General features: G+C 39.9%; 25 protein-coding genes and 1 pseudogene. 22 read left to right on the top strand and 4 right to left on the bottom strand.

Annotation, left to right across the window (positions count from 1 at the left end):
* The first annotated feature begins 56 nt into the window (after window positions 1–56).
* Window positions 57–878 (top strand): hypothetical protein, encoded by an 822-nt coding sequence (locus tag SMI_RS04390; protein ID WP_000601065.1) that lies wholly within the window; start codon window positions 57–59, stop codon window positions 876–878.
* Window positions 879–892: 14 nt separating this feature from the next.
* On the top strand, window positions 893–1744 hold the full coding sequence (locus SMI_RS04395) for an NAD(P)H-hydrate dehydratase (RefSeq protein ID WP_000863093.1): 852 nt from the start codon (window positions 893–895) through the stop codon (window positions 1742–1744).
* A 24-nt stretch (window positions 1745–1768) separates the two neighbouring features.
* Here the strand turns inward: SMI_RS04395 and SMI_RS04400 are convergent, their stop codons facing one another.
* A complete protein-coding gene (locus SMI_RS04400) occupies window positions 1769–1954 on the bottom strand; it encodes a hypothetical protein (protein WP_001068561.1) in 186 nt (61 codons plus the stop codon).
* A gap of 231 nt (window positions 1955–2185) precedes the next feature.
* Here SMI_RS04400 and rpiA point away from each other — a divergent pair, with 231 nt between their 5' ends.
* From rpiA to SMI_RS04440, 8 genes are all read left to right on the top strand, one after another.
* Complete coding sequence (rpiA, locus tag SMI_RS04405) at window positions 2186–2869, top strand: ribose-5-phosphate isomerase RpiA (protein ID WP_000429264.1); 684 nt, start codon at window positions 2186–2188, stop codon at window positions 2867–2869.
* 23 nt (window positions 2870–2892) lie between these two features.
* Complete coding sequence (locus SMI_RS04410) at window positions 2893–4104, top strand: phosphopentomutase (protein ID WP_000033130.1); 1212 nt, start codon at window positions 2893–2895, stop codon at window positions 4102–4104.
* A gap of 1 nt (window position 4105) precedes the next feature.
* Window positions 4106–4666 carry a DUF1697 domain-containing protein gene (locus SMI_RS04415; protein ID WP_000199111.1) on the top strand — a complete coding sequence of 187 codons (561 nt, stop codon included), beginning with the start codon at window positions 4106–4108 and terminating at the stop codon, window positions 4664–4666.
* A complete protein-coding gene (locus SMI_RS04420) occupies window positions 4663–5472 on the top strand; it encodes a purine-nucleoside phosphorylase (RefSeq protein ID WP_000143370.1) in 810 nt (269 codons plus the stop codon). Before SMI_RS04415 ends, SMI_RS04420 begins: the two co-directional genes overlap by 4 nt.
* A gap of 2 nt (window positions 5473–5474) precedes the next feature.
* Window positions 5475–6758, top strand: coding sequence for a chloride channel protein (locus SMI_RS04425; protein ID WP_012972498.1), 1284 nt, complete (start codon window positions 5475–5477; stop codon window positions 6756–6758).
* Window positions 6759–6986: 228 nt separating this feature from the next.
* Entirely contained in the window at window positions 6987–7697 is a 711-nt protein-coding gene (locus SMI_RS04430; protein ID WP_000862846.1) for a type 1 glutamine amidotransferase, read from the top strand.
* Between the two features lie 338 nt (window positions 7698–8035).
* A complete protein-coding gene (gene deoD, locus SMI_RS04435; RefSeq protein WP_012972499.1) occupies window positions 8036–8746 on the top strand; it encodes a purine-nucleoside phosphorylase in 711 nt (236 codons plus the stop codon).
* Between the two features lie 229 nt (window positions 8747–8975).
* Complete coding sequence (locus SMI_RS04440; RefSeq protein WP_000357686.1) at window positions 8976–9707, top strand: NAD-dependent protein deacylase; 732 nt, start codon at window positions 8976–8978, stop codon at window positions 9705–9707.
* 124 nt (window positions 9708–9831) lie between these two features.
* Here the strand turns inward: SMI_RS04440 and SMI_RS04445 are convergent, their stop codons facing one another.
* The 3 genes from SMI_RS04445 to coaA all read right to left on the bottom strand — a co-directional run bounded on the left by SMI_RS04445 (window position 9832) and on the right by coaA (window position 11627).
* Window positions 9832–10350 (bottom strand): DNA topology modulation protein, encoded by a 519-nt coding sequence (locus SMI_RS04445; RefSeq protein WP_000684205.1) that lies wholly within the window; start codon window positions 10348–10350, stop codon window positions 9832–9834.
* Window positions 10351–10402: 52 nt separating this feature from the next.
* Entirely contained in the window at window positions 10403–10639 is a 237-nt protein-coding gene (gene rpsT / locus SMI_RS04450) for a 30S ribosomal protein S20 (RefSeq protein WP_001274000.1), read from the bottom strand.
* Window positions 10640–10706: 67 nt separating this feature from the next.
* Window positions 10707–11627, bottom strand: coding sequence for a type I pantothenate kinase (gene coaA / locus SMI_RS04455; protein WP_000180515.1), 921 nt, complete (start codon window positions 11625–11627; stop codon window positions 10707–10709).
* A 200-nt stretch (window positions 11628–11827) separates the two neighbouring features.
* Here coaA and SMI_RS04460 point away from each other — a divergent pair, with 200 nt between their 5' ends.
* The 12 genes and pseudogenes from SMI_RS04460 to SMI_RS04515 all read left to right on the top strand — a co-directional run bounded on the left by SMI_RS04460 (window position 11828) and on the right by SMI_RS04515 (window position 23989).
* Window positions 11828–12232 (top strand): hypothetical protein, encoded by a 405-nt coding sequence (locus tag SMI_RS04460; protein WP_000698121.1) that lies wholly within the window; start codon window positions 11828–11830, stop codon window positions 12230–12232.
* A 303-nt stretch (window positions 12233–12535) separates the two neighbouring features.
* A complete protein-coding gene (gene merR, locus SMI_RS04465; protein ID WP_000640384.1) occupies window positions 12536–12928 on the top strand; it encodes an Hg(II)-responsive transcriptional regulator in 393 nt (130 codons plus the stop codon).
* A gap of 28 nt (window positions 12929–12956) precedes the next feature.
* Window positions 12957–14597 (top strand): mercury(II) reductase, encoded by a 1641-nt coding sequence (gene merA / locus SMI_RS04470; RefSeq protein WP_001031938.1) that lies wholly within the window; start codon window positions 12957–12959, stop codon window positions 14595–14597.
* Window positions 14598–14756: 159 nt separating this feature from the next.
* A pseudogene (locus tag SMI_RS04475) lies at window positions 14757–16079 on the top strand (ISL3 family transposase).
* 156 nt (window positions 16080–16235) lie between these two features.
* Window positions 16236–16826, top strand: coding sequence for a class I SAM-dependent methyltransferase (locus SMI_RS04480; protein ID WP_012972500.1), 591 nt, complete (start codon window positions 16236–16238; stop codon window positions 16824–16826).
* Entirely contained in the window at window positions 16823–18100 is a 1278-nt protein-coding gene (locus SMI_RS04485; RefSeq protein WP_001202961.1) for a pyrimidine-nucleoside phosphorylase, read from the top strand. Before SMI_RS04480 ends, SMI_RS04485 begins: the two co-directional genes overlap by 4 nt.
* Before the next feature lie 19 nt (window positions 18101–18119).
* Window positions 18120–18782 (top strand): deoxyribose-phosphate aldolase, encoded by a 663-nt coding sequence (gene deoC / locus SMI_RS04490; RefSeq protein WP_000773709.1) that lies wholly within the window; start codon window positions 18120–18122, stop codon window positions 18780–18782.
* On the top strand, window positions 18769–19158 hold the full coding sequence (locus SMI_RS04495) for a cytidine deaminase (RefSeq protein WP_000246101.1): 390 nt from the start codon (window positions 18769–18771) through the stop codon (window positions 19156–19158). Before deoC ends, SMI_RS04495 begins: the two co-directional genes overlap by 14 nt.
* Before the next feature lie 89 nt (window positions 19159–19247).
* The gene (locus SMI_RS04500) at window positions 19248–20300 is read left to right on the top strand and encodes a BMP family lipoprotein (RefSeq protein ID WP_001036137.1); all 1053 of its coding nucleotides are present in this window, start codon (window positions 19248–19250) and stop codon (window positions 20298–20300) included.
* Between the two features lie 143 nt (window positions 20301–20443).
* Window positions 20444–21979: an ABC transporter ATP-binding protein gene (locus SMI_RS04505; protein ID WP_000929819.1), complete on the top strand. Its 1536-nt coding sequence runs from the start codon at window positions 20444–20446 to the stop codon at window positions 21977–21979.
* Window positions 21972–23030, top strand: coding sequence for an ABC transporter permease (locus tag SMI_RS04510; RefSeq protein ID WP_000038674.1), 1059 nt, complete (start codon window positions 21972–21974; stop codon window positions 23028–23030). The genes SMI_RS04505 and SMI_RS04510 overlap by 8 nt, the downstream gene beginning before the upstream one ends.
* A gap of 2 nt (window positions 23031–23032) precedes the next feature.
* Window positions 23033–23989, top strand: coding sequence for an ABC transporter permease (locus SMI_RS04515; RefSeq protein ID WP_000029122.1), 957 nt, complete (start codon window positions 23033–23035; stop codon window positions 23987–23989).
* Window positions 23990–24019: the final 30 nt, after the last annotated feature.

Here is a 24019-nt window from a genome sequence, read left to right on the forward strand (position 1 = left end):
TTTATAAAAGGAGGTATGCGCCTCCTTTTTGTTGTATAATGGAGTGAGGTGATTAGATGATTTTAAAAATTTATAGTGGGGAATATAGTTTACAATGGGATGGAATATACTACTTAGCACTAATTGATTATCCAAATATTCAAGAGTGGGAATTAGAAAAAATTGCTAAATTTATAGCTTACGAAAAACTTCATAAACGTCAAACAAGTATTGAGTGTGCTGATTCTTGTTTAAAAAAAGAAATTTTAGATTACATCTGTCAGCATCCCTTTCTGCCACCATTTACCCCTACAGATAAAAGAGTAGCCTCGACTTATGATCTACATAAGAGGTTAGTGACTTCAGACTACTGTAGTCATACTACGACTATAGATGCAGCGATTTCTATCTTTAAAACAGGTCAGCTCTTATCTGCTGTGAAAGCCTTTGGGCGAGATGCTGAGGAGTTGGTTTTGGATAGTAGAAATGCTGCATCGGATCCGATAGATTATTTTGACTATGTCATGTTAGGGTGGTCAAATACAAGTTCTGGTTATCGATTAGCGATGGAGCGTTTATTAGGCCGAGCTCCTTCAGAGAAAGAATTACAAGACAAGTTTATTCCTGGAGTGAGTTTTCATTTTATCTATACAGATTTGATTAAAGTTACTGGTTATATTTTTGATGGCTACCATGTTGCAAAAATTAAGGACATGTTGAATTTATTTAGTGAGTTGTATATTTGTATTATTCCAACTCATAATGAGAACCAATTTGAAAATATTATTCCAAGTCGATTACTAGATAGGGTGTATTATCTTGACCATGATGGAGAAGGTTTGGAAGAGTGGACTAAGAAAGTCTATCAAGTTGTTTTAAAACAATCAGATAAAGGATAGTTAAGGAAAAAACGATGAAAGTGATTGATCAAACCTTACTAGAAAAAGTCATTATTGAACGTTCTCGTACCAGTCATAAAGGAGACTATGGTCGTTTGCTGTTGCTGGGTGGGACTTATCCTTATGGTGGTGCCATCATTATGGCTGCTTTGGCAGCTGTTAAAAGTGGAGCTGGTTTGGTGACTGTTGGAACAGATAGGGAAAATATCCCAGCTTTGCATAGTCATTTACCTGAGGCTATGGCCTTTTCTCTTCAAGACCAGCAATTGTTAAAAGAGCAATTGGAGAAGGCAGAAGTTGTCTTGCTGGGGCCTGGTTTACGAGACGATGCTTTTGGAGAACATCTAGTCAAACAGGTTTTTGCTAGCTTAAGACAAAATCAGATTTTGATTGTAGATGGTGGTGCTCTGACCATTCTTGCTAGGACAAGTTTGTCGTTGCCATCTAACCAGCTTATCTTAACTCCTCACCAAAAAGAATGGGAAAAGCTGTCTGGTATTGCTATTGAAAAGCAAAAGGAAGATGCAACGGCTAATGCCCTGACTTCCTTTCCTCAAGGAACAATTTTGGTGGAGAAAGGTCCAGCTACTCGTATTTGGCAAGTTGGCCAATCTGATTATTACCAGTTACAAGTTGGCGGTCCCTATCAGGCGACTGGGGGAATGGGAGATACTCTGGCTGGGATGATCGCAGGATTTGTAGGCCAATTTCGACAGGCCAGTCTCTACGAACGTGTGGCAGTAGCAACCCATCTTCATTCAGCCATAGCCCAAGAACTAGCTCAAGAACATTATGTGGTCTTTCCGACGGAAATCAGCAGTCATCTTCCTAAAATAATGAAAAAAATATCTCAAAAAGGCACCTGATCGTTTCAGGCGCCTTTATATCTTTTAGAAAAATCCTTTAATCTTTCCAACGAGGCCATCTAGACCTTCAGAACCAGAAATCAACTGTTGAGCTTGAGAGAAGTATTCTCCAAGCTGTTCTTGATTTTCTGCAACAAATGTTTTTGCAGATTCGAAATCTTTTGTTTCGATTAATTCTTTTACTTGGTTAAATAAATCTAATGGGTTCATCCTATTTCTCCTTTTCTGTACTTAACTATTTAATCATCTTTATGATAAAAAATCAACGGTTGTTGCTTTTGGCTAGAACCTGTTTTTATCTACAAGTTCTCATAACTAAGATTCTAACTACCAAAACAAGGTAGACATACAAATAAAAATGTTCGGTTTTTTCTAGTGTATCCATGAAATAAAAACGGACACATGTTATAATAAAAGTAGCTCTCTAATGGAGGTGTTTGAGTGGAAAATCTGAAGAAAATGGCAGGTATCAAGGCTGCTGAGTTTGTCAAGGATGGCATGGTTGTCGGACTAGGAACAGGTTCTACTGCCTATTATTTTGTAGAAGAAATCGGTCGTCGTATCAAGGAAGAAGGATTGCAGATTACAGCTGTAACGACTTCCAGTGTGACCAGTAAACAGGCTGAAGGGCTTAATATCCCACTCAAGTCTATTGACCATGTAGACTTTGTCGATGTGACGGTTGATGGGGCAGATGAAGTGGATAGTCAGTTTAACGGAATCAAAGGCGGTGGTGGTGCCCTTCTGATGGAGAAAGTTGTCGCAACGCCTTCAAAAGAATACATTTGGGTGGTGGATGAAAGCAAGTTAGTAGAGAAACTAGGTGCTTTTAAATTGCCTGTGGAAGTGGTTCAGTATGGCGCAGAACAAGTCTTTCGTTGTTTTGAACGAGCTGGCTACAAACCAAGTTTCCGTGAAAAATCCGGTCAACGTTTTGTGACCGATATGAAGAATTTTATCATCGACCTTGCCTTAGATGTCATTGAAGATCCAATTGCTTTCGGACAAGAATTAGACCATATCGTTGGTGTCGTGGAGCACGGCTTATTCAACCAAATGGTGGATAAGGTCATCGTTGCTGGACGAGACGGGGTTCAGATTTTAACTTCAACAAAAGCAAACTAATCAACATAATAAGGAGATACACTATGTCAAAATTTAATCGTATTCACTTGGTGGTACTGGATTCTGTAGGAATCGGTGCTGCACCAGATGCTAATAACTTTGTCAATACAGGGGTTCCAGATGGTGCCTCTGACACACTGGGACACATTTCCAAAACAGTTGGTTTGAATGTGCCAAACATGGCTAAAATCGGTCTTGGAAATATTCCTCGCGAAACGCCTTTGAAGACTGTACCGGCAGAAAGCAATCCAACAGGATATGCAACAAAATTAGAAGAAGTATCTCTTGGTAAGGATACTATGACTGGACACTGGGAAATCATGGGACTCAACATTACGGAGCCTTTTGATACTTTCTGGAATGGATTCCCAGAAGAAATCTTGACAAAAATCGAAGAATTTTCAGGACGTAAGGTCATTCGTGAAGCCAACAAACCTTACTCAGGTACAGCTGTTATCGATGACTTTGGACCACGTCAGATGGAAACTGGGGAGTTGATTATCTATACTTCAGCTGACCCTGTTTTGCAAATTGCTGCCCACGAAGACATCATTCCTCTGGATGAATTGTATCGTATCTGTGAATACGCTCGTTCAATTACACTTGAGCGTCCGGCCCTTCTCGGTCGCATCATTGCCCGTCCATATGTTGGTGAGCCAGGTAACTTCACTCGTACAGCCAACCGTCGTGACTTGGCAGTTTCACCATTTGCTCCAACCGTTCTCGATAAACTCAATGAAGCAGGTATCGATACTTATGCTGTTGGTAAAATCAACGACATCTTTAACGGTGCTGGTATCAACCATGACATGGGTCACAACAAGTCAAACAGCCATGGAATTGATACACTATTGAAGACCATGGGCCTTGCTGAGTTTGAAAAAGGATTCTCATTCACAAACTTAGTTGACTTTGATGCCCTTTACGGCCACCGTCGTAATGCTCATGGTTACCGTGATTGTTTGCATGAGTTTGATGAACGCTTACCTGAAATTATCGCAGCTATGAGAGAGAACGACCTTCTCTTGATTACTGCGGACCATGGAAATGACCCAACTTATGCAGGAACAGACCACACTCGTGAATATATTCCATTGTTGGCCTATAGCCTTGCCTTTAAAGGAAATGGCGTCATTCCAGTCGGACATTTTGCAGATATTTCAGCGACTGTTGCCGATAACTTTGGTGTGGAAACTGCTATGATTGGGGAAAGTTTCTTAGATAAATTGGTATAAGATGACACGCTATGCTTTGCTGGTGAGAGGTATCAATGTTGGTGGTAAGAATAAGGTCGTCATGGCGGAGCTTCGTCAAGAATTGACAGACTTGGGACTGGAAAAGGTTGAAAGCTGCATCAACAGTGGCAACATTTTCTTTACTTCGACAGAACCAAAAGCTCGATTGGTTGAAAAATTAGAGACTTTCTTTGCAGTCCATTATCCATTTATTCAGAGCTTTTCTTTACTGAGTCAAGAAGACTATGAAGCAGCAGTGGAGAATCTACCAGCTTGGTGGAACGAAGACTTGGCACGAAAAGATGTCCTTTTCTACACGGAGGGTTTGGATGTGGAGCAAGTCATCACGACAGTTGAGAGTTTAGAGCTGAAAGATGAGGTCGTTCATTTTGGAAAACTTGGCATTTTCTGGGGGAAATTCTCTGAAGAATCCTACTCTAAGACTGCCTATCACAAGTACTTGCTCAAGATGCCTTTCTATCGCCACATTACCATTCGCAATGCAAAAACCTTTGACAAAATCGGTCAAATGCTAAAAAATAATAAAGGGGACATACAATGACATTTTTAGACAAAATCAATGAAACAGCTGCTTTTCTGAAAGACAAGGGAATCCAAGCGCCTGAGTTCGGTCTAATCCTTGGATCAGGACTGGGAGAACTGGCAGAAGAAATCGAAAATCCAGTTGTAGTAGACTATGCTGAGATTCCAAACTGGGGCCGCTCTACAGTAGTCGGTCACGCTGGTAAATTGGTATATGGTGAACTTGTAGGTCGTAAGGTCTTGGCTCTTCAAGGTCGCTTCCATTTCTACGAAGGAAATCCTTTGGAAGTCGTGACTTTCCCAGTGCGTGTCATGAAAGTTCTTGGATGTGAAGGTGTTATTGTAACCAATGCAGCTGGTGGTATTGGTTATGGCCCTGGTACCTTGATGACTATCTCAGACCATATCAATATGACGGGGCAGAACCCATTGATGGGTGAAAACTTGGATGAATTTGGTCCACGTTTCCCAGATATGTCCAAGGCCTACACACCAGAATACCGTGCTACTGCCCATGAAGTGGCTAAAAAACTTGGTATCAGGCTTGATGAAGGTGTCTATATCGGTGTTACTGGTCCAACTTATGAAACACCAGCAGAAATTCGTGCCTATAAGACACTGGGAGCAGATGCAGTTGGTATGTCTACGGTTCCTGAAGTTATTGTGGCAGCCCACTCAGGTTTGAAAGTTCTAGGTATTTCATGTATCACTAACCATGCTGCAGGCTTCCAAGAAGAACTTAATCACGAAGAAGTTGTAGAAGTGACTGAACGTGTTAAAGGTGATTTCAAAGGCTTGCTTAAAGCAATTCTTGCTGAATTGTAATCATGTTAATAGAATTGAGGAGTATTTTTCGAAAAATCCCTTATAATTTTAGATTATTCATAGCAGTTATTCTACAAGGAATAGTTTCAGGTTTATCTGGTATATTTCTCCATTATCTTTTAGAGATGGTGGAGGGGCTAGCTTTTGGTCAGTCAGAGCATCATAGTGGATTTTTGACAGATGGAGTTTCCTCGTTACGGATAGGACTAAGTTTAATGATCGTGGGTCTTGGCTCATCCTTGGCCTGGTATTTCTTGCAAAAAGGGTCGAAGATTTTTTCCATCAAAGCTCAGATGAAGGGTGAGACTTTACAATACAAGCTTCATTTTCTAAAACAGCTATTTCATTCAATTTGGCAGATCATTGCAGTTGGAGGGGGAGCCCCTATTGGCAAAGAGGCTGCGCCACGAGAGATTGGGACTCTATTTGCAGGACCAATTGGAAAAATATGTTCTCTCTCTAAGAAGGATCAAATATTTCTCCTTGCTTGTGGTGCTGGTGCTGGTTTAGCGGCTGTTTATCAGGTTCCATTAACAAGTGTCTTCTTTGTTTTTGAAACCCTAGGAATTGCTCTATCTATTGAACGATTTGTCTTAGTCGGTTTGACTACCTATGTTTCAACCTATATAGCAGGCTTGGTTATTTCAGATCAGGCTCTCTACCAGATTCCAGCTATCACATGGTCATTAAAGGAAATATGGATTATTCCCTTATTACTTCTTTTCTTAACCCCACTAGCTTGGCTTTTTGGTCGCTTAAGTAAGACAGCGTCTTCAAACAGAATAAAAGATAAACGAATACTTCTCACATTGCCCTCAGCTTTTCTTTTTCTTGCTGGTCTTGCAAGTTCCTTTCCACATCTACTTGGAAATGGACGTATGATGGCTCAGGAAGTATTGAATGGTAGCAATGGCAAAACAGTATTCCTCTTGTTTATCCTAAAAGCATTAGTCGTTATTATTATTCTGTGGGCAGGGGCCTATGGTGGTACTCTTACGCCATCTTTTGCCTTGGGGATGGCTGGAGCTGCTCTCTTGGGAATGATTCTAAATGGGAATAGCCAGCCAAGCATTTTATTTTTGGGATCGGTTTGCTTTTTGTCTGTGACCTTGAGGGCGCCCATTTCTGCAACCGGATTAGTTATAGGTTTCACTGGGCTAGGTATAGATTCTCTTCCGTATCTATTAGTAACGGCTGTTTTAGCCTATAAATTTGCAGAAATATTAGACCGTTTTTCTTGGGCTAACATACTGTGTCAGAAGTCAAAGAATAGAGTAATAAGATAGAGAACGACTGTTTCTTCTAATCAAGGATTTATCTAAAAAGATTAAAAACTATTGTCAATTTATCAATAACTGTTTAAAATAAAAAAGAAGTAGGCTTATCGGAGTCATGATTGAATCTGATTTTTCTTAGCTACGAAATAAAAAAGTAAAAAGAAAGTTAGAGCGTGTGTTTTTATTTGAACACGAGTGGAAAACTGTTCTAAACACTTAGAAAGGTAAACTATAGAAATGAAAGTGCATTTTATACTACATGAGAGTTTTGAAATCCCAGGTGCTTATCTAACTTGGGCTCAATCAAGAGGTCATGACATTGGAATAACAAAGGTTTATAAGGAAGAAGCTTTACCCCAAACAGTTTCTGATATTGATTTTCTTATCATTATGGGAGGTCCTCAATCTCCTGATGAAGATAAAGAACATTTCCCTTATTATCATCCAAAAGAAGAAATTAGACTTATTCGACAAGCAATAGAAGAAGATAAATATATTGTAGGTGTATGCTTGGGGGCGCAACTACTATCTGTAGCTTATGGGGGACAATATGAGCACAGTCCCGAAAGAGAAATAGGTGTATTCCCTATTAGGATGACTAGTCAAGGACTAGCAGATAAACACCTCAAACATTTTGGTAGCGAGCTTTTAGTTGGTCACTGGCATGGTGATATGCCGGGCTTGACAGACGAAGCGGTAATCCTTGCTACCAGTCAAGGTTGTCCACGACAGATCGTTCGCTTTAGCCCTAAACATTATGCTTTTCAAGTGCATTTAGAGTTTGATTTAGAAGCGATTGATTTATTGGTTGCTGCGGATAGTGAAGAACGATTGATAGAACAACATCAAACATTATCTTTTGTTCAATCACCTGAAGAATTGCGTGGTAACGATTATTCTGAAATGAATGCAAAATTGCATAATTTTTTAGATTCGCTTACAAATTAGAATTACAGACAAACTAGATAATTTAATTTGTGCTAGTTTTTACAAAATATCAAAAATAAGAAAGGTAGAGTGAAGTGTTCTGATTTGAACATAAGAGGAAAACTTGGAAAATAGATAATCTGACTGAGAAATCATGATTTCTCGTCAGATTCCTAATTTTCAGTCGTTTTCTTGTCGCTCTCTAATCTTCATAAAATAAAGAAAGGATGGGTTAACTGTATTCATTGAACTGAATACGGGCGGAGAACTGTGTAAAAAAGATAAACTGTCTAGCATCTGCGATGCGTCGTCAGTTTCCTATTTTTACTTTGTTCTCTGTCGCCCTTTATATCTTAATTATGTCTATCCATATTGCTGCTCAGCAGGGTGAAATTGCTGATAAAATTCTTCTTCCTGGGGATCCTCTTCGTGCTAAGTTTATTGCGGAGAATTTCCTTGAAGATGCTGTTTGTTTTAACGAAGTGCGTAACATGTTTGGTTACACTGGTACTTACAAGGGTCACCGTGTATCTGTCATGGGAACTGGGATGGGAATGCCATCTATTTCGATTTATGCGCGTGAGTTGATTGTTGACTACGGTGTGAAAAAATTGATTCGTGTGGGGACTGCGGGTTCTTTGAATGAAGATGTCCACGTTCGTGAATTGGTTTTGGCGCAGGCAGCGGCAACCAACTCTAACATCATCCGTAATGACTGGCCACAGTACGATTTCCCACAAATAGCTAGCTTTGATTTGTTAGATAAGGCCTACCATATCGCCAAAGAACTCGGTATGACCACCCACGTTGGGAACGTTTTGTCTTCTGATGTCTTTTATTCAAACTACTTTGAAAAGAACATCGAGCTTGGTAAATGGGGAGTCAAGGCTGTGGAAATGGAAGCAGCAGCCCTTTACTATCTGGCAGCCCAACACCATGTTGACGCGCTAGCTATCATGACAATTTCTGATAGCTTGGTTAATCCAGATGAAGACACAACTGCAGAAGAACGTCAAAACACCTTCACTGATATGATGAAGGTTGGTTTGGAAACATTGATTGCTGACTAAAGGTAGGCTATATTCAGAATGATTTCTCTTGTTCTTAAAATGATAACCACCAACAATGAATCAATCCTGAAATAGGCAAGAATAAGGAAATTGAAGGAAGCCTAATTGTGTCAAAGGACCGAGACTAGTCAGTTTAATATCTAAATCATAATCAAATAAAGTTGGAAGCCAAGTTGACAAGAAGTCAAGACTTTCAACTTTTTAACTTGAAAATTCCTAGGAGTACAAAATGGATAAGATTGAACAATTACAAGGTATTATTGATCAAAGTCAGAGAATTGTCTTTTTCGGTGGTGCAGGGGTTTCTACAGAGTCTAATATTCCAGATTTTCGTAGTTCAGATGGTATATATAGTCTGAAACTAGGTCGCCATTTTACTGCCGAGCAACTGGTTTCACGCACTATGTTTGAGCGCTATCCAGAGGATTTTTTTGATTTCTACAAAAAGTATCTGCTCTATCCTGATGCCAAGCCGAATTTAGCACATGATTATCTAGCGTCGTTGGAAAAAACAGGTAAATTAAAGGCGATTGTGACGCAAAATATCGATAGTCTCCATGAAATGGCAGGATCTCAGAAAATTTTGAAACTGCATGGTAGTGCAGATCGTAATTATTGTTTGGGCTGTCATCGCTTTTATGATTTGACTGCCTTTTTGGCACTTGAAGGTCCAGTTCCCTACTGCTTAGATTGTGGCAAGGTGGTCAAACCTGACGTAACCCTTTATGAGGAAGAGCTAGATATGGATGTATTTAGTCGCGCAGCCCAAGTCATTCAGCAAGCAGATTTGTTGATTATTGGTGGCACTTCCTTAGTTGTTTACCCTGCAGCTAGCCTAATCAATTATTTTTCAGGGTCAAATCTTGTCGTTATCAACAAGTCCAGCACTCCTCAAGACAGCCAAGCTGATTTAGTTATCGAAGGTAAGATTGGAGAAGTTTTTTCTAAATTGAGACAATAAAAAAACTGAAAGAAGTAGGACTATACTTCCTTCAGTTTTTTTGTATCACGAACTCAGAAACTATGAACAAGATTCTCTTCCTTTTTTAGTCATTCACTACATACTGACCTTAATGAATGTTACTCTATTGTCTATTTTTTAAAGATCGCAAAAAACAATCAATCTCTGCTTGAGAATGGAGAATATGCATCTTTTCTGGATAAGTATTGTTTAAGTATTGGTATCTATCCTTAGCATTTTTTATTCGACCATCCCTGAGAATCCATCTGATAAACTCCCAATTAAATTGTTCTTCACATCCAGCTGCCATACTTTCTCTGACCTTGCCTCGGTATGTGAGATAACGTTTAAAGGCTCGTAGCAGACAATTCCAGCGAGAAAAATTAAGAAAGATAATTTGGTCAGCTTCCTGCATTCTTTCCTCATAGAAACACCAAGAATAATTACCATCGATGACCCAAGCTTCATGCTTGGTGAGAAATTTTTTCATCTCATCCAACATCCAATCGCGATCACTATCTTGCCAACCAGGTTGAAATTGGAGTGTGTCCATGTGAAGTTTTGGGATGGAGTAGTAGTTAGATAACTTTTCGGCTAGCGTTGACTTACCAGCACCAGAATATCCGATAATTGCGATTTTCATTTTCTACCTTTTCCTATTTGGAGACAAAAAAACAGCCTCTATGGACTGTTTCTTATTTAGCAAGTTTAGCTGAAAGACGAGCTTTGTCGCGACTTGCTTTGTTTTTGTGAATCAAACCTTTAGTTTCTGCTTTATCGATAGCTGAGCTAGCAGCACGGAAAAGTTCTTCAGATGGGTTTGCTTCGAAAGCTTTGATAGCAGTACGCATAGCTGATTTTTGAGCTGAGTTCTTTTCGTTTTGTTTAACGTTCAATTCAGCGCGTTTGATAGCTGATTTAATGTTTGCCAATGTTCTTACCTCCATATTTACTAACTATACCATTATATCTGAAAACTTACGTTTTGACAAGGGGAAATTATTTTTTTAAGTAAATTTCATCGATTTCATGGTTCTTTGTTTTATGAAGAATCACTTCTGCACGATTTCTGGTTGGTTCAATATAATTTTGTAGATTTGTGAGATTGATACTGGTCCAGACCTGATGGGCAAAGGATTCCACTTCCCCAATCGGCATTTGAGTAAAGTGATAGTAATAGCTATCAGGGTCATTTTGGGCTAGACTCAGCATCTTCAAGAAACGGTCCAGATACCAACTCTCGATGTCATCGACTGCAGCATCAACATAGATGGAAAAGTCAAAGAAGTCAGTAATGTAGAGACGCTCGTTTTGTGGATTTTGAAAGACATTTATTCCCTCAACAATGACAAAATCAGCAGCTTTAACGCTTTGCTTTTCCTCAGGAACAATATCGTAGACTTCATGAGAATAGACAGGAATATCTACATCTTGTCCATTTTTGATGTGGTCCAAGAAGTTGAGAAGAGCTTCCATATCATAGCTTTCAGGAAATCCCTTACGATTTAGAATCCCTTGCTCAATCAAGGTCTGGTTGGGATAGAGAAAGCCGTCAGTTGTTACCAACTCAACCGTAGCATCTGTAAGTGTACGGGACAGTAGGATTTGAAGTAGGCGACTGGTTGTGGATTTTCCAACGGCAACACTCCCGGAAACACCAATGATGAAAGGCTGGGATTTGCTTTCACGTTGAAGGAAAATCCCTTTTGAAAAGGCCAAATCATCCTTGGTACGCTTGTAAATCTGGATGAGATGAGCTAGGGGGAGATAGACATCGGTAACATCCTGCAAGCTAATCTGGTCATTAAAACTCTTGATGGATTCTAATTCCTCTTCTGTCAACGGAGGTGTTGTCTTTCGATGTAAAGATTGCCAAGTCTGGCGACTGATTTTTTCAAAATGTAAAAATTCGTTGGTCATGTGTTTTCCCCTAGATATTTTGTTTATCATACCATAAAAAGATAAAAAAATAAAGCGGTTTCTTGATGATAGTAAGCCAATATCGTATAATAGAGGTAGATAGAGGTTGAACAATTTATTGATGAAGTAGGAGCTACCTTCTCCTGATTTATAAGCTTATAAAGGGCGCTTTTCGGTTCACAACTTATAGGAGGTGTGTCATGAAAATCTTAAAAAGTTATTTATTGGAACTCTGTTTTATTTTAAGTTTTGCACTACCTTTTTTAAAAGGAGCGAATGCGGATAATGGTAGACGTTTTGTGGAAACCTATTACGGTTTTACTTTTTTGATGGAACATGCCATTGTAACAGCTGTCTTTATCTGTTCGCTCTTGATTGCTTTCTTCCTAAAAAAACGGTGGACGAAATGGCTTGCTGCTGGTAGTTATTTCTTTTTAGTTCTATGGCTTGCTACAGAGGGTTATTTCTTCCGCATGTCACTAGAAGATTTGATACGACTTTGGACAAGTTTGGAATTCCTGACAAAAACGTATCAGTTGGGCTTTTATCTAAACATCTTGTTGGGAACTCTCTTGATAATAAAGTATTTGAAGGTTAAGCAATAGTCATAAAAATGCGCTTGATTATAGACAATAAATTTGTTGTTTTATCTTGACTGTGATATTTCTAGTTCTAAATGGCTTATTATTTATGGGTCTTCGGAATATATAGTGGAATTACTTTCTTAATAGTTTAAAAACAACTGGTGTTTAAATCGGATTTTCTGGTGGGATGTTAGGATAATCAATAGTATTATATAAAAGTATCAATCACATACGAGTGATACTTTGGGAAAAAAATAAAATAGTCCAATTTACTTGACCGTGTACTATGGTACATGGTTTATAATATTCAGGGGGTGAAATAAGATGATTTATCGCATTAGTGAGTTTGCAGATAAATGTGGAGTTAATAAAGAAACGATCAGATATTACGAGCGAAAAAATTTATTACAAGAACCTCACCGAACGGAAGCTGGTTATCGGATATATTCATATGATGACGTTAAGCGTGTTGGGTTTATTAAACGAATACAGGAACTTGGTTTCTCTTTAAGCGAGATTTATAAATTACTTGGTGTTGTAGATAAAGATGAAGTTCGTTGTCAAGATATGTTCGAATGTGTTTCTAAAAAACAAAAGGAAGTGCAAAAACAAATAGAGGATTTAAAACGAATTGAAACTATGTTAGACGACTTAAAACAACGATGTCCAGATGAAAAGAAATTACATTCGTGTCCAATAATAGAAACATTAATATGAGAGATTAATTAACGAAAGGAGCTTTTTTATGAATAAATTTAAGGTAAACATTTCAGGAATGACTTGTACGGGTTGTGAAAAACACGTAGAATCAGCACTTGAAAAGATAGGTGCTAAAAATATTGAGTCTAGTTATCGTCGTGGTGAAGCAGTATTTGAACTGCCCGATGATATTGAGGTTGAAAGTGCAATAAAGGCGATTGATGAAGCAAATTACCAAGCCGGAGAAATTGAAGAAGTATCATCACTAGAAAACGTGGCGTTAATTAATGAAGACAATTATGACCTTCTTATTATTGGTTCTGGCGCTGCTGCCTTTTCTTCGGCAATTAAAGCTATAGAATACGGTGCAAAAGTTGGAATGATTGAGCGTGGAACGGTTGGGGGAACCTGTGTGAATATTGGCTGTGTTCCGTCAAAAACTCTTCTTAGGGCAGGGGAAATCAATCATTTATCAAAAGACAATCCGTTTATAGGTTTACAAACATCCGCTGGAGAAGTGGATTTAGCTAGTTTAATCACGCAAAAGGATAAATTGGTGAGCGAACTTCGGAATCAAAAATATATGGATTTAATTGATGAATATAATTTTGATTTAATTAAAGGTGAAGCAAAATTCGTTGATGCTAGTACGGTTGAGGTCAATGGGACAAAGTTATCTGCAAAACGCTTTTTAATTGCAACAGGTGCATCGCCTTCGTTGCCCCAAATTTCAGGACTTGAAAAAATGGACTATTTAACTAGTACAACACTTCTTGAGTTAAAGAAAATACCAAAACGATTAACTGTAATTGGTTCAGGATACATTGGAATGGAGCTTGGACAACTATTTCATCATTTAGGTTCAGAAATAACGCTTATGCAAAGAAGTGAGCGACTTTTAAAGGAGTATGATCCTGAGATTTCAGAGTCAGTTGAAAAAGCGTTAATTGAACAGGGTATAAACCTTGTCAAAGGGGCAACTTTTGAGCGTGTTGAACAAAGTGGAGAGATAAAAAGGGTTTACGTAACAGTAAATGGCAGTAGAGAAGTCATTGAATCAGATCAGTTACTTGTTGCCACTGGAAGAAAACCAAATACGGATTCTTTAAATTTAAGTGCAGCAGGTGTTGAAACTGGAAAAAATAATGAAATCCTGATCAATGATTTTGGTCAAACAAGTAATGAAAAGATTTATGCAGCAGGAGATGTGACTTTAGGACCACAATTTGTATATGTAGCAGCCTATGAAGGTGGAATTATTACTGATAATGCTATTGGTGGATTAAACAAAAAAATAGATTTATCGGTAGTTCCTGCTGTTACGTTTACGAATCCGACGGTTGCAACGGTTGGTTTAACAGAAGAACAAGCAAAAGAGAAAGGGTATGATGTGAAGACATCTGTATTACCTTTAGATGCTGTTCCAAGAGCAATTGTAAACCGTGAAACAACCGGTGTATTTAAACTAGTAGCAGATGCAGAAACACTAAAAGTATTAGGGGTTCATATTGTATCTGAAAATGCAGGAGATGTCATCTATGCAGCATCATTAGCTGTTAAATTTGGCTTAACGATAGAAGATTTAACAGAAACCCTAGCACCATATTTAACAATGGCTGAAGGGCTAAAATTAGTTGCACTTACGTTCGATAAAGATATTTCGAAATTATCTTGTTGTGCAGGCTAAGGGAACTTTTTTACAACTCCCTATTCAAGTGAACCAGCTAATGCTTTAAGGGATTTTCTAAGTGCATTTGTGGTCACAAAAATAATTTAACACTGATGATTTCGACATCAAATCTATAATTGATACCTTAACCCCGCAGAGTAATAAAGGATGAATAATATGTCAGACTTATTATCCTTACCAGACATTAAAACAATAGAACCGCCACAAGAAAATGAAACCGATATGATGTTTAAAGTTGAAGCAGTCGGACCACCTGAATGTTGTCCTGAATGTGGTTTTGACAAGTTGTACAAACACAGTTCAAGAAATCAACTAATTATGGATTTGCCCATTCGTTTAAAGCGAGTGGGCTTACAATTGAACCGTAGACGATACAAGTGTCGTGAATGCGGATCTACCTTCTGGGAACGCCTAATATCTGTAGATGAAAAGCGTAGTATGACCAAAAGGCTTTTAAAGTCCATTCAAGAGCAATCCATGTCTAAGACCTTTGTAGAAGTCGCAGAAAGCGTTGGTGTTGACGAAAAAACCATTAGGAACGTTTTTAAGGACTATGTGGCACTCAAAGAACGTGAATACCAGTTTGAAACTCCTAAGTGGCTTGGGATAGACGAGATACATATTATCCGTAGACCTCGGCTTGTATTGACTAATATTGAACGCAGGACTATTTATGACATCAAGCCTAACCGTAATAAGGAAACAGTCATCCAACGTCTTTCAGAAATCAGTGACAGGACTTACATTGAGTACGTCACAATGGATATGTGGAAGCCCTACAAAGACGCAGTGAACACTATCCTTCCACAAGCTAAAGTTGTCGTAGATAAGTTTCATGTAGTTAGAATGGCTAATCAAGCCTTAGATAACGTCAGAAAGTCTTTGAAAGCCCATATGAGCCAAAAAGAAAGACGTACCCTTATGCGTGAAAGGTTTATCCTTCTAAAGCGTAAACACGATCTAAATGAACATGAATCATTCCTCTTAGATACTTGGTTAGGTAATCTTCCTGCTTTAAAAGAAGCCTATGAACTCAAAGAAGAGTTTTACTGGATATGGGATACTCCTGATCCAGATGAAGGTCATCTTCGTTATAGTCAATGGAGACACCGTTGTATGTCTAGCAACTCTAAAGACGCATATAAAGACCTCGTGAGAGCCGTAGACAACTGGCATGTTGAAATATTCAACTACTTTGATAAAAGGCTCACTAATGCTTATACGGAGTCAATTAACAGCATTATTAGGTAGGTAGAGCGAATGGGTAGAGGTTACTCGTTTGATGCCTTACGAGCCAAAATCCTTTTCAATGAGAAGCTCCATAAAAAGCGTAAGCCACGATTTAATTCAAGTGCTTTCAATAAAGCTATGTTATACGATACTTTCAATTGGTATGAAGTGAATGATCACGACATTACAGACAACTTAGGTGTCGATTTTTCCACACTTATTAAGAATTTGGAGAAGGGTGATTTATAAGCCCTTTTCCACCATAAAATCCGAATACCCTTATTTATAAGTGTTTAAAGAGATTGAAGAAAAGGTCTTCTTGACTAGCTTTCTTCAGTCTTTTTCGTTTCATTATCAATTTGTAAACGATTTACAATTTAAGTCAAATTATGGTAAAATAGTTTCATGAGTAAAATGTATTATGCAGAAAATCCTGACGCGGCTCACGACATTCATGAGTTGAGAGTAGAATTGTTGGGAGAAAAAATGGCCTTTCTGACGGATGCGGGTGTTTTTAGCAAGAAGATGGTTGACTTTGGAAGTCAGCTTTTGCTCAAGTGTCTGGATGTCAACCAAGGAGAGACAGTCCTAGATGTCGGCTGTGGTTATGGTCCATTAGGTTTGTCCTTAGCTAAGGCTTATGAAGTTCAGTCGACCATGGTTGATATCAATAATCGTGCCTTGGATTTGGCGCGACAAAATGCTGAACGAAATAAAGTAGAAGCGACGATTTTCCAGTCCAACATCTATGAACAAGTTAAAGGCACATTTGACCATGTCATTTCCAATCCTCCTATCCGTGCGGGCAAGCAAGTGGTTCATGAAATCATTGAGAAAAGTAAAGATTTTTTGGAAACTAGTGGGGATTTAACAATCGTTATCCAGAAAAAACAAGGGGCTCCAAGTGCCAAGTCCAAGATGGAAGATGTGTTTGGCAATTGTGAAGTCGTCAAAAAAGACAAGGGATACTATATCCTTAGAAGTGTGAAAGAATGAGAGCAGTTGATTTAATCCAAAAAAAACGTGATGGTCAAGAACTGACTTCGAGTGAAATTGAATGGCTAGTTGAAGGCTATGTGTCAGGAACTGTTCCTGATTATCAGATGTCTGCCTTTGCTATGGCTGTTTATTTCAAAGGAATGACGACTCGAGAAATATCTGATTTGACCATGAAAATGGTTCAGACAGGCCAAGAATTTGATTTATCAGCTATTGATGGGGTTAAGGTTGACAAGCATTCTACTGGGGGTGTTGGTGACAAGGTGACCTTGATTTTAGCTCCTTTAGTAGCGAGTTTTGGAGTTCCAGTCGCGAAAATGAGTGGTCGTGGTCTCGGCCATACGGGTGGAACAATTGATAAATTGGAGTCCATTAAGGGCTATCAAGTAGAGCGTAGTCAAGAAGATTTTATTCGTCAGGTTCAGGATATTGGTGTATCTGTCATTGGGCAATCAGACCAGCTGGTCAAAGCAGATAAGCTTCTCTATGCCCTTCGTGATGTGACCACAACTGTTGACACAATTCCTTTGATTGCGAGTTCGGTGATGAGCAAGAAAATCGCGGCAGGGGCGGATGCTATTTTGCTAGACGTGACTGTCGGTGAGGGTGCCTTCATGAAGACGGTTGATGAGGCGCGTGAATTGGCTCAAACCATGGTAGAACTTGGTAAGGCAGTTGGTCGGAAGACGGTAGCAGTGATTACCGATATGAGCCAGCCCTTGGGACGAGCGATTGGGAATCGTCTGGAGATTCTTGAAGCATTGGAGATTTTACAAGGTCAAGGCCGTCAGGATATTACCCACTTCATCTGTGAATTGGCTCAAATTATGCTTGACCTGGCAAATGTAAATAAAACAGTTGAAGAAGTTCGCCAACATCTTGAGAATGGTCAAGCACTGGCTAAGTTTGAGGAGATGGTCCAAGCCCAAGGTGGAGACTTGGAAGACCTCTATCGTCCTGTAAATGTAGCCCATGTGGTGGAAATCCCTGCTCAGGAAACAGGTGTCATTTCAGCTCTCCCAGCTATGGAATTTGGCCTCTATGCTATGAGACTTGGTGCTGGCCGTGCAGTCAAGACTGATGATTTGGACTATGAAACAGGAATTGTTTTTGAAAAGAAAGTTGGAGATTCCGTTCAAAATGGAGAAATTGTTGCAAAAGTATACACAAATGGAAAAATTTCTCCTCAGCTAGTTACAGATTTTCAAAAATATGTTAAAATAAATGATAGGGTGCAAAGTTTACGAGAAATTATAGAAATTATCTCATAAACCGCAGGAGAATCCGTATATGAAATTAAATAAATATATCGATCATACGCTTTTAAAACAAGATGCAACAGAAAATCAAATTGATTGTTTGTTGTCTGAGGCTAGGGAGTATGATTTTGCCAGTGTTTGCGTCAATCCGACCTGGATTAAATATGCTAAAAAAAGGCTTGAAGGAACAGATGTCAAGGTCTGCACAGTAGTTGGTTTCCCCTTGGGAGCAACAACTTCAGCTGTGAAAGCATTTGAAACCAAAGAAGCTATCCAAAATGGTGCAGATGAGATTGATATGGTGATCAATGTTGGGGCTCTCAAATCAGGCAATTTATCCTTTGTTGAATCGGACATCCGTGCGGTTGTAGAAGCAAGTGGTGACAAGTTAGTGAAAGTCATTATTGAAGCGTGTCTGCTGACAAACCAAGAAAAAGTTGTGGCTTGCCAATTAGCCCAAAAAGCGGGAGCTGATTTTGTTAAAACATCTACTGGCTTTTCAACTGGTGGTGCGACGGTAGCAGATGTTAGATTAATGCGTGAAACAGTTGGACCTGATATGGGAGTCAAGGCTGCTGGCGGAGCTCGTTCTTATGCAGATGCTCTTGCCTTTGTGGAAGCTGGGGCGACCCGTATTGGAACGTCAGCTGGGGTAGCCATTTTAAAAGGAGAATTGGCTGATGGCGACTACTGAGTTGATTGAACTAGCAATTGAAACCAGCAAGAAAGCCTATGTGCCCTATTCTCATTTTCCAGTCGGAGCTGTTTTAGTGGCGAAAGATGGGAACACTTATACAGGTGTCAATATTGAGAATGCTAGTTATTCTTTGACTAACTGTGGAGAACGTACAGCGATTTTTAAAGCAGTTTCTGAAGGCCAAAGAGAATTTTCAGAATTGATTGTCTATGGTCAGACTGAAAAACCAATTTCACCATGTGGTGCTTGTCGCCAAGTGATGGCTGAATTTTTTGAACAAGATCTAAAAGTGACCTTAGTCGCAAAAGATAAATCGACGGTCGAGATGACGGTCGGGGAGTTACTTCCATACTCTTTTACAGACTTAAGCTAGTCTGAGTCGCTCTCTGAGTGGCACGGTCCTTGTGACCAACAAATCCATACTTGCAACATCGTTGCACATCTTATTTAGGAGGTTCAGTAATGAACAAGAAACAATGGCTAGGCCTTGGTCTAGTTGCAGTGGCAGCAGTTGGACTTGCTGCATGTGGTAACCGCTCTTCTCGTAACGCAGCTTCATCTTCTGATGTGAAGACAAAAGCAGCAATCGTCACTGATACTGGTGGTGTTGATGACAAATCATTCAACCAATCAGCTTGGGAAGGTTTGCAAGACTGGGGTAAAGAACACAATCTTTCAAAAGATAAAGGTTTCACTTACTTCCAATCAACAAGTGAAGCTGACTATGCTAACAACTTGCAACAAGCGGCTGGAAGTTACAACCTAATCTTCGGTGTTGGTTTTGCCCTTCACAATGCGGTTGAAGAAGCAGCAAAAGACCACTCTGACTTGAACTATGTCTTGATTGATGATGTGATTAAAGATCAAAAGAATGTTGCTAGCGTAACATTTGCTGATAACGAAGCTGCTTACCTTGCGGGTGTTGCAGCGGCTAAAACAACTAAAACAAAACAAGTTGGTTTTGTAGGTGGTATTGAGTCTGAAGTTATCTCACGTTTTGCAGCTGGATTTAAAGCTGGTGTTGAGTCAGTAGATCCATCTATCAAAGTACAAGTTGACTATGCTGGTTCATTTGGTGATGCTGCTAAAGGTAAAACAATTGCAGCAGCACAATACGCAGCTGGTGCAGACGTTGTTTATCAAGCAGCAGGTGGAACAGGTGCTGGTGTCTTTGCAGAAGCAAAATCACTCAATGAAAGCCGTTCTGAAAGTGAAAAAGTTTGGGTTATCGGTGTTGACCGTGACCAAGTAGCAGAAGGTAAGTACACTTCTAAAGATGGTAAAGAATCAAACTTCGTTCTTGTATCTACTTTGAAACAAGTTGGTACAACTGTAAAAGATATTGCTAACAAAGCAGAAAAAGGTGAATTCCCTGGCGGTCAAGTGATCGTTTACTCATTGAAAGATAAAGGGGTTGACTTGGCAGTAACAAACCTTTCAGAAGAAGGTAAAAAAGCTGTCGAAGATGCAAAAGCTAAAATCCTTGATGGAAGCGTAAAAGTTCCTGAAAAATAATGGATGGAAGTCATTTCTTAGGAAGCGGCCCTCGGCCGCTTTTTTAAGAGTTGAGACAAAGTCATTTTGTCTCAGTAAAGCTTGCTACTAGATAAACTAGCAAGTTTTATTGAAATAAAATAAGACTCTGAAAGGAAGAGCACATGGCACACGAAAATGTCATTGAGATGCGTGATATTACCAAGGTGTTTGGTGAATTTGTTGCCAACGACAAAATCAACCTGCACCTACGAAAAGGTGAAATTCATGCACTTTTAGGAGAAAATGGGGCTGGAAAGTCCACGCTCATGAACATGTTAGCAGGGCTTCTTGAACCAACCAGTGGTGAAATTGCGGTCAACGGACAAGTTGTTAACCTCGACTCCCCATCTAAAGCAGCTAGCTTGGGAATCGGAATGGTTCACCAGCACTTTATGTTGGTAGAAGCCTTCACAGTGGCTGAAAACATTATTTTAGGAAGTGAATTGACTAAAAATGGTGTGCTAGATATCGCTGGAGCTAGCAAAGAAATCAAGGATCTTTCTGAACGTTACGGCTTAGCTGTTGATCCTTCTGCTAAGGTGGCAGACATCTCAGTTGGAGCCCAACAACGTGTAGAAATTTTAAAAACCCTTTATCGGGGGGCTGATATCCTTATCTTTGATGAACCAACGGCTGTTTTGACTCCATCAGAAATTGATGAGTTGATGGCTATTTTGAAAAATCTTGTCAAAGAAGGAAAATCAATTATCTTGATTACCCACAAGTTGGACGAGATTCGAGCAGTTTCTGACCGCGTTACAGTTATCCGTCGTGGGAAATCAATTGAAACCGTCGAAATCGCAGGGGCTACTAATGCTGATTTGGCAGAAATGATGGTAGGTCGTTCTGTTTCCTTTAAAACAGAGAAGCAAGCCTCTCAACCAAAAGAAGTGGTCTTGTCTATTAAAGACTTGGTGGTCAATGAAAACCGTGGTGTTCCAGCTGTTAAAAATCTGTCCTTGGATGTTCGTGCTGGAGAGATTGTTGGTATTGCGGGGATTGATGGAAATGGTCAGTCTGAACTGATTCAAGCCATTACAGGTCTTCGCAAGGTTGAATCTGGTAGCATTGAGCTAAAAGGAGATTCAATTGTAGGCTTGCACCCACGTCAGATTACAGAGTTGAGTGTTGGGCACGTTCCAGAAGACCGTCACCGTGATGGTTTGATTTTGGAAATGATGATTTCTGAAAATATTGCCCTTCAAACCTACTATAAAGAACCACATAGTAAAAATGGGATTTTGAACTATTCAAATATTACTTCTTATGCTAAAAAGCTAATGGAAGAGTTTGATGTTCGTGCTGCCAGTGAATTTGTTCCAGCAGCGGCTCTTTCAGGAGGAAATCAACAAAAAGCAATTATTGCTCGTGAAATTGATCGTGATCCTGATCTCCTTATCGTTAGCCAACCAACTCGTGGGTTGGATGTCGGTGCTATTGAATATATCCACAAGCGCTTGATTGAAGAGCGTGATAATGGCAAGGCTGTCCTTGTTGTCAGCTTTGAATTGGATGAGATTTTAAACGTCTCAGACCGTATTGCCGTTATCCACGATGGTAAAATTCAAGGTATTGTATCACCAGAAACAACCAATAAGCAAGAACTTGGTGTCTTGATGGCTGGTGGAAACTTGGGAAAGGAGAAGAGTGATGTCTAAAAAATTACAACAAATTTCGGTTCCCTTGATTTCTGTATTCCTAGGAATTTTACTCGGAGCCATTGTCATGTGGATCTTCGGTTATGATGCTATTTGGGGCTACGAAGAATTGTTCTATACAGCCTTTGGCAGTCTGCGTGGGATTGGAGAAATCTTCCGTGCTATGGGTCCTCTGGTCTTGATTGGTCTTGGTTTTGCCGTTGCCAGTCGAGCTGGTTTCTTTAACGTCGGACTTCCTGGTCAGGCTTTGGCCGGTTGGATTCTCAGTGGTTGGTTTGCCTTGTCGCATCCAGATATGCCACGTCCCTTGATGATTCTAGCAACCATCGTGATTGCCTTGATTGCTGGTGGGATTGTCGGAGCGATTCCGGGTATTCTTAGAGCTTATCTGGGGACGTCAGAGGTTATCGTAACCATCATGATGAACTACATTGTCTTGTATGTAGGGAATGCCTTGATTCATGCTTTCCCTAAAGACTTTATGCAAAGTACAGATTCGACGATTCGTGTTGGGGCTAATGCAACCTACCAGACACCTTGGTTGTCTGAGTTGACTGGTAACTCGCGGATGAATATTGGTATTTTCTTTGCCATCATTGCCGTTGCAGTTATTTGGTTCATGCTCAAGAAAACAACCCTTGGTTTTGAAATCCGTGCGGTTGGTCTTAATCCTCACGCATCAGAATACGCTGGTATTTCTGCAAAACGGACGATTATCCTATCAATGATTATTTCAGGTGCTTTGGCTGGTCTTGGTGGAGCTGTTGAAGGTCTAGGAACCTTCCAGAACGTTTATGTTCAGGGATCGTCATTAGCTGTCGGATTTAACGGAATGGCGGTTAGTCTGCTTGCGGCCAACTCACCAATTGGTATTCTCTTTGCAGCCTTCCTATTTGGTGTTCTCCAAGTTGGAGCCCCTGGTATGAATGCGGCGCAGGTACCGTCTGAGCTTGTCAGCATTGTAACAGCGTCTATTATCTTCTTTGTCAGTGTTCATTACCTTATCGAACGCTTTGTCAAACCGAAAAAACAAGTTAAAGGAGGTAAGTAAAGATGTCTATTACAACCTTGCTCACCCTCTTGGTGTCTTCTATGCTGATTTACTCAGCGCCCCTCATCTTTACAAGTATTGGTGGTGTTTTCTCTGAACGTGGTGGCGTGGTAAACGTTGGCCTTGAAGGAATTATGGTTATGGGTGCCTTTTCTGGAGTTGTCTTTAACCTTGAATTTGCAGAACAATTTGGAGCAGCAACTCCATGGCTATCCTTGCTTGTAGCAGGATTGGTTGGTGGTCTCTTCTCTATCATCCACGCAGCAGCGACGGTTCATTTCCGTGCAGACCATGTTGTCAGCGGTACGGTATTGAACTTGATGGCGCCAGCCTTGGCTGTTTTCTTGGTGAAAGTTCTTTATAACAAAGGACAAACCGACAACCTAAGTCAAACTTTTGGACGCTTTGACTTCCCAGTCTTGGCAAATATCCCAGTGATTGGTGATATCTTCTTCAAGTCAACTAGTCTGCTTGGTTATATCGCGATTGCCTTCTCATTCCTTGCTTGGTTTATCCTCTTCAAGACCCGCTTTGGTCTGCGTCTCCGCTCTGTCGGTGAACACCCTCAAGCAGCGGACACTTTGGGAATCAATGTCTACAAGATGAGATATTTAGGGGTTATTATTTCAGGTTTCCTAGGTGGAATTGGCGGAGCGATTTATGCTCAATCCATCTCAGTTAACTTCTCAGTGACAACTATTGTTGGACCTGGATTTATCGCCCTTGCTGCGATGATTTTTGGGAAATGGAATCCAATCGGAGCCATGCTATCTAGTCTCTTCTTTGGACTTTCACAAAGTTTGGCTGTTATCGGATCTCAATTGCCGTTCCTGCAAGGAGTGCCTGCGGTTTACCTTCAAATCGCACCTTACGTTTTGACAATTCTTGTCTTGGCAGCCTTCTTTGGAAAAGCAGTTGCACCAAAAGCAGACGGTATCAACTATATCAAATCAAAATAAGCATACAAAAAAACGTCAGTATAGAACTGG

Origin of the sequence: Streptococcus mitis B6, from assembly GCF_000027165.1 — a bacterium.
Classification (GTDB): domain Bacteria; phylum Bacillota; class Bacilli; order Lactobacillales; family Streptococcaceae; genus Streptococcus; species Streptococcus mitis_AR.

Bases quoted from the DNA above. Each gene is read 5' to 3' on its own strand.
- SMI_RS04425 (WP_012972498.1), top strand. From the start codon at position 5,475: ATGTTAATAGAATTGAGGAGTATTTTTCGAAAAATCCCTTATAATTTT.
- SMI_RS04460 (WP_000698121.1), top strand. From the start codon at position 11,828: ATGAAAATCTTAAAAAGTTATTTATTGGAACTCTGTTTTATTTTAAGT.
- merA (WP_001031938.1), top strand. From the start codon at position 12,957: ATGAATAAATTTAAGGTAAACATTTCAGGAATGACTTGTACGGGTTGT.
- SMI_RS04430 (WP_000862846.1), top strand. From the start codon at position 6,987: ATGAAAGTGCATTTTATACTACATGAGAGTTTTGAAATCCCAGGTGCT.
- SMI_RS04500 (WP_001036137.1), top strand. From the start codon at position 19,248: ATGAACAAGAAACAATGGCTAGGCCTTGGTCTAGTTGCAGTGGCAGCA.
- deoC (WP_000773709.1), top strand. From the start codon at position 18,120: ATGAAATTAAATAAATATATCGATCATACGCTTTTAAAACAAGATGCA.
- SMI_RS04420 (WP_000143370.1), top strand. From the start codon at position 4,663: ATGACATTTTTAGACAAAATCAATGAAACAGCTGCTTTTCTGAAAGAC.
- SMI_RS04400 (WP_001068561.1), bottom strand. From the start codon at position 1,954: ATGAACCCATTAGATTTATTTAACCAAGTAAAAGAATTAATCGAAACA.
- deoD (WP_012972499.1), top strand. From the start codon at position 8,036: ATGTCTATCCATATTGCTGCTCAGCAGGGTGAAATTGCTGATAAAATT.
- SMI_RS04445 (WP_000684205.1), bottom strand. From the start codon at position 10,350: ATGAAAATCGCAATTATCGGATATTCTGGTGCTGGTAAGTCAACGCTA.
- SMI_RS04495 (WP_000246101.1), top strand. From the start codon at position 18,769: ATGGCGACTACTGAGTTGATTGAACTAGCAATTGAAACCAGCAAGAAA.
- SMI_RS04480 (WP_012972500.1), top strand. From the start codon at position 16,236: ATGAGTAAAATGTATTATGCAGAAAATCCTGACGCGGCTCACGACATT.
- SMI_RS04510 (WP_000038674.1), top strand. From the start codon at position 21,972: ATGTCTAAAAAATTACAACAAATTTCGGTTCCCTTGATTTCTGTATTC.
- SMI_RS04505 (WP_000929819.1), top strand. From the start codon at position 20,444: ATGGCACACGAAAATGTCATTGAGATGCGTGATATTACCAAGGTGTTT.
- SMI_RS04485 (WP_001202961.1), top strand. From the start codon at position 16,823: ATGAGAGCAGTTGATTTAATCCAAAAAAAACGTGATGGTCAAGAACTG.
- SMI_RS04440 (WP_000357686.1), top strand. From the start codon at position 8,976: ATGGATAAGATTGAACAATTACAAGGTATTATTGATCAAAGTCAGAGA.
- SMI_RS04415 (WP_000199111.1), top strand. From the start codon at position 4,106: ATGACACGCTATGCTTTGCTGGTGAGAGGTATCAATGTTGGTGGTAAG.
- SMI_RS04395 (WP_000863093.1), top strand. From the start codon at position 893: ATGAAAGTGATTGATCAAACCTTACTAGAAAAAGTCATTATTGAACGT.
- merR (WP_000640384.1), top strand. From the start codon at position 12,536: ATGATTTATCGCATTAGTGAGTTTGCAGATAAATGTGGAGTTAATAAA.
- SMI_RS04390 (WP_000601065.1), top strand. From the start codon at position 57: ATGATTTTAAAAATTTATAGTGGGGAATATAGTTTACAATGGGATGGA.
- coaA (WP_000180515.1), bottom strand. From the start codon at position 11,627: ATGACCAACGAATTTTTACATTTTGAAAAAATCAGTCGCCAGACTTGG.
- SMI_RS04410 (WP_000033130.1), top strand. From the start codon at position 2,893: ATGTCAAAATTTAATCGTATTCACTTGGTGGTACTGGATTCTGTAGGA.
- SMI_RS04515 (WP_000029122.1), top strand. From the start codon at position 23,033: ATGTCTATTACAACCTTGCTCACCCTCTTGGTGTCTTCTATGCTGATT.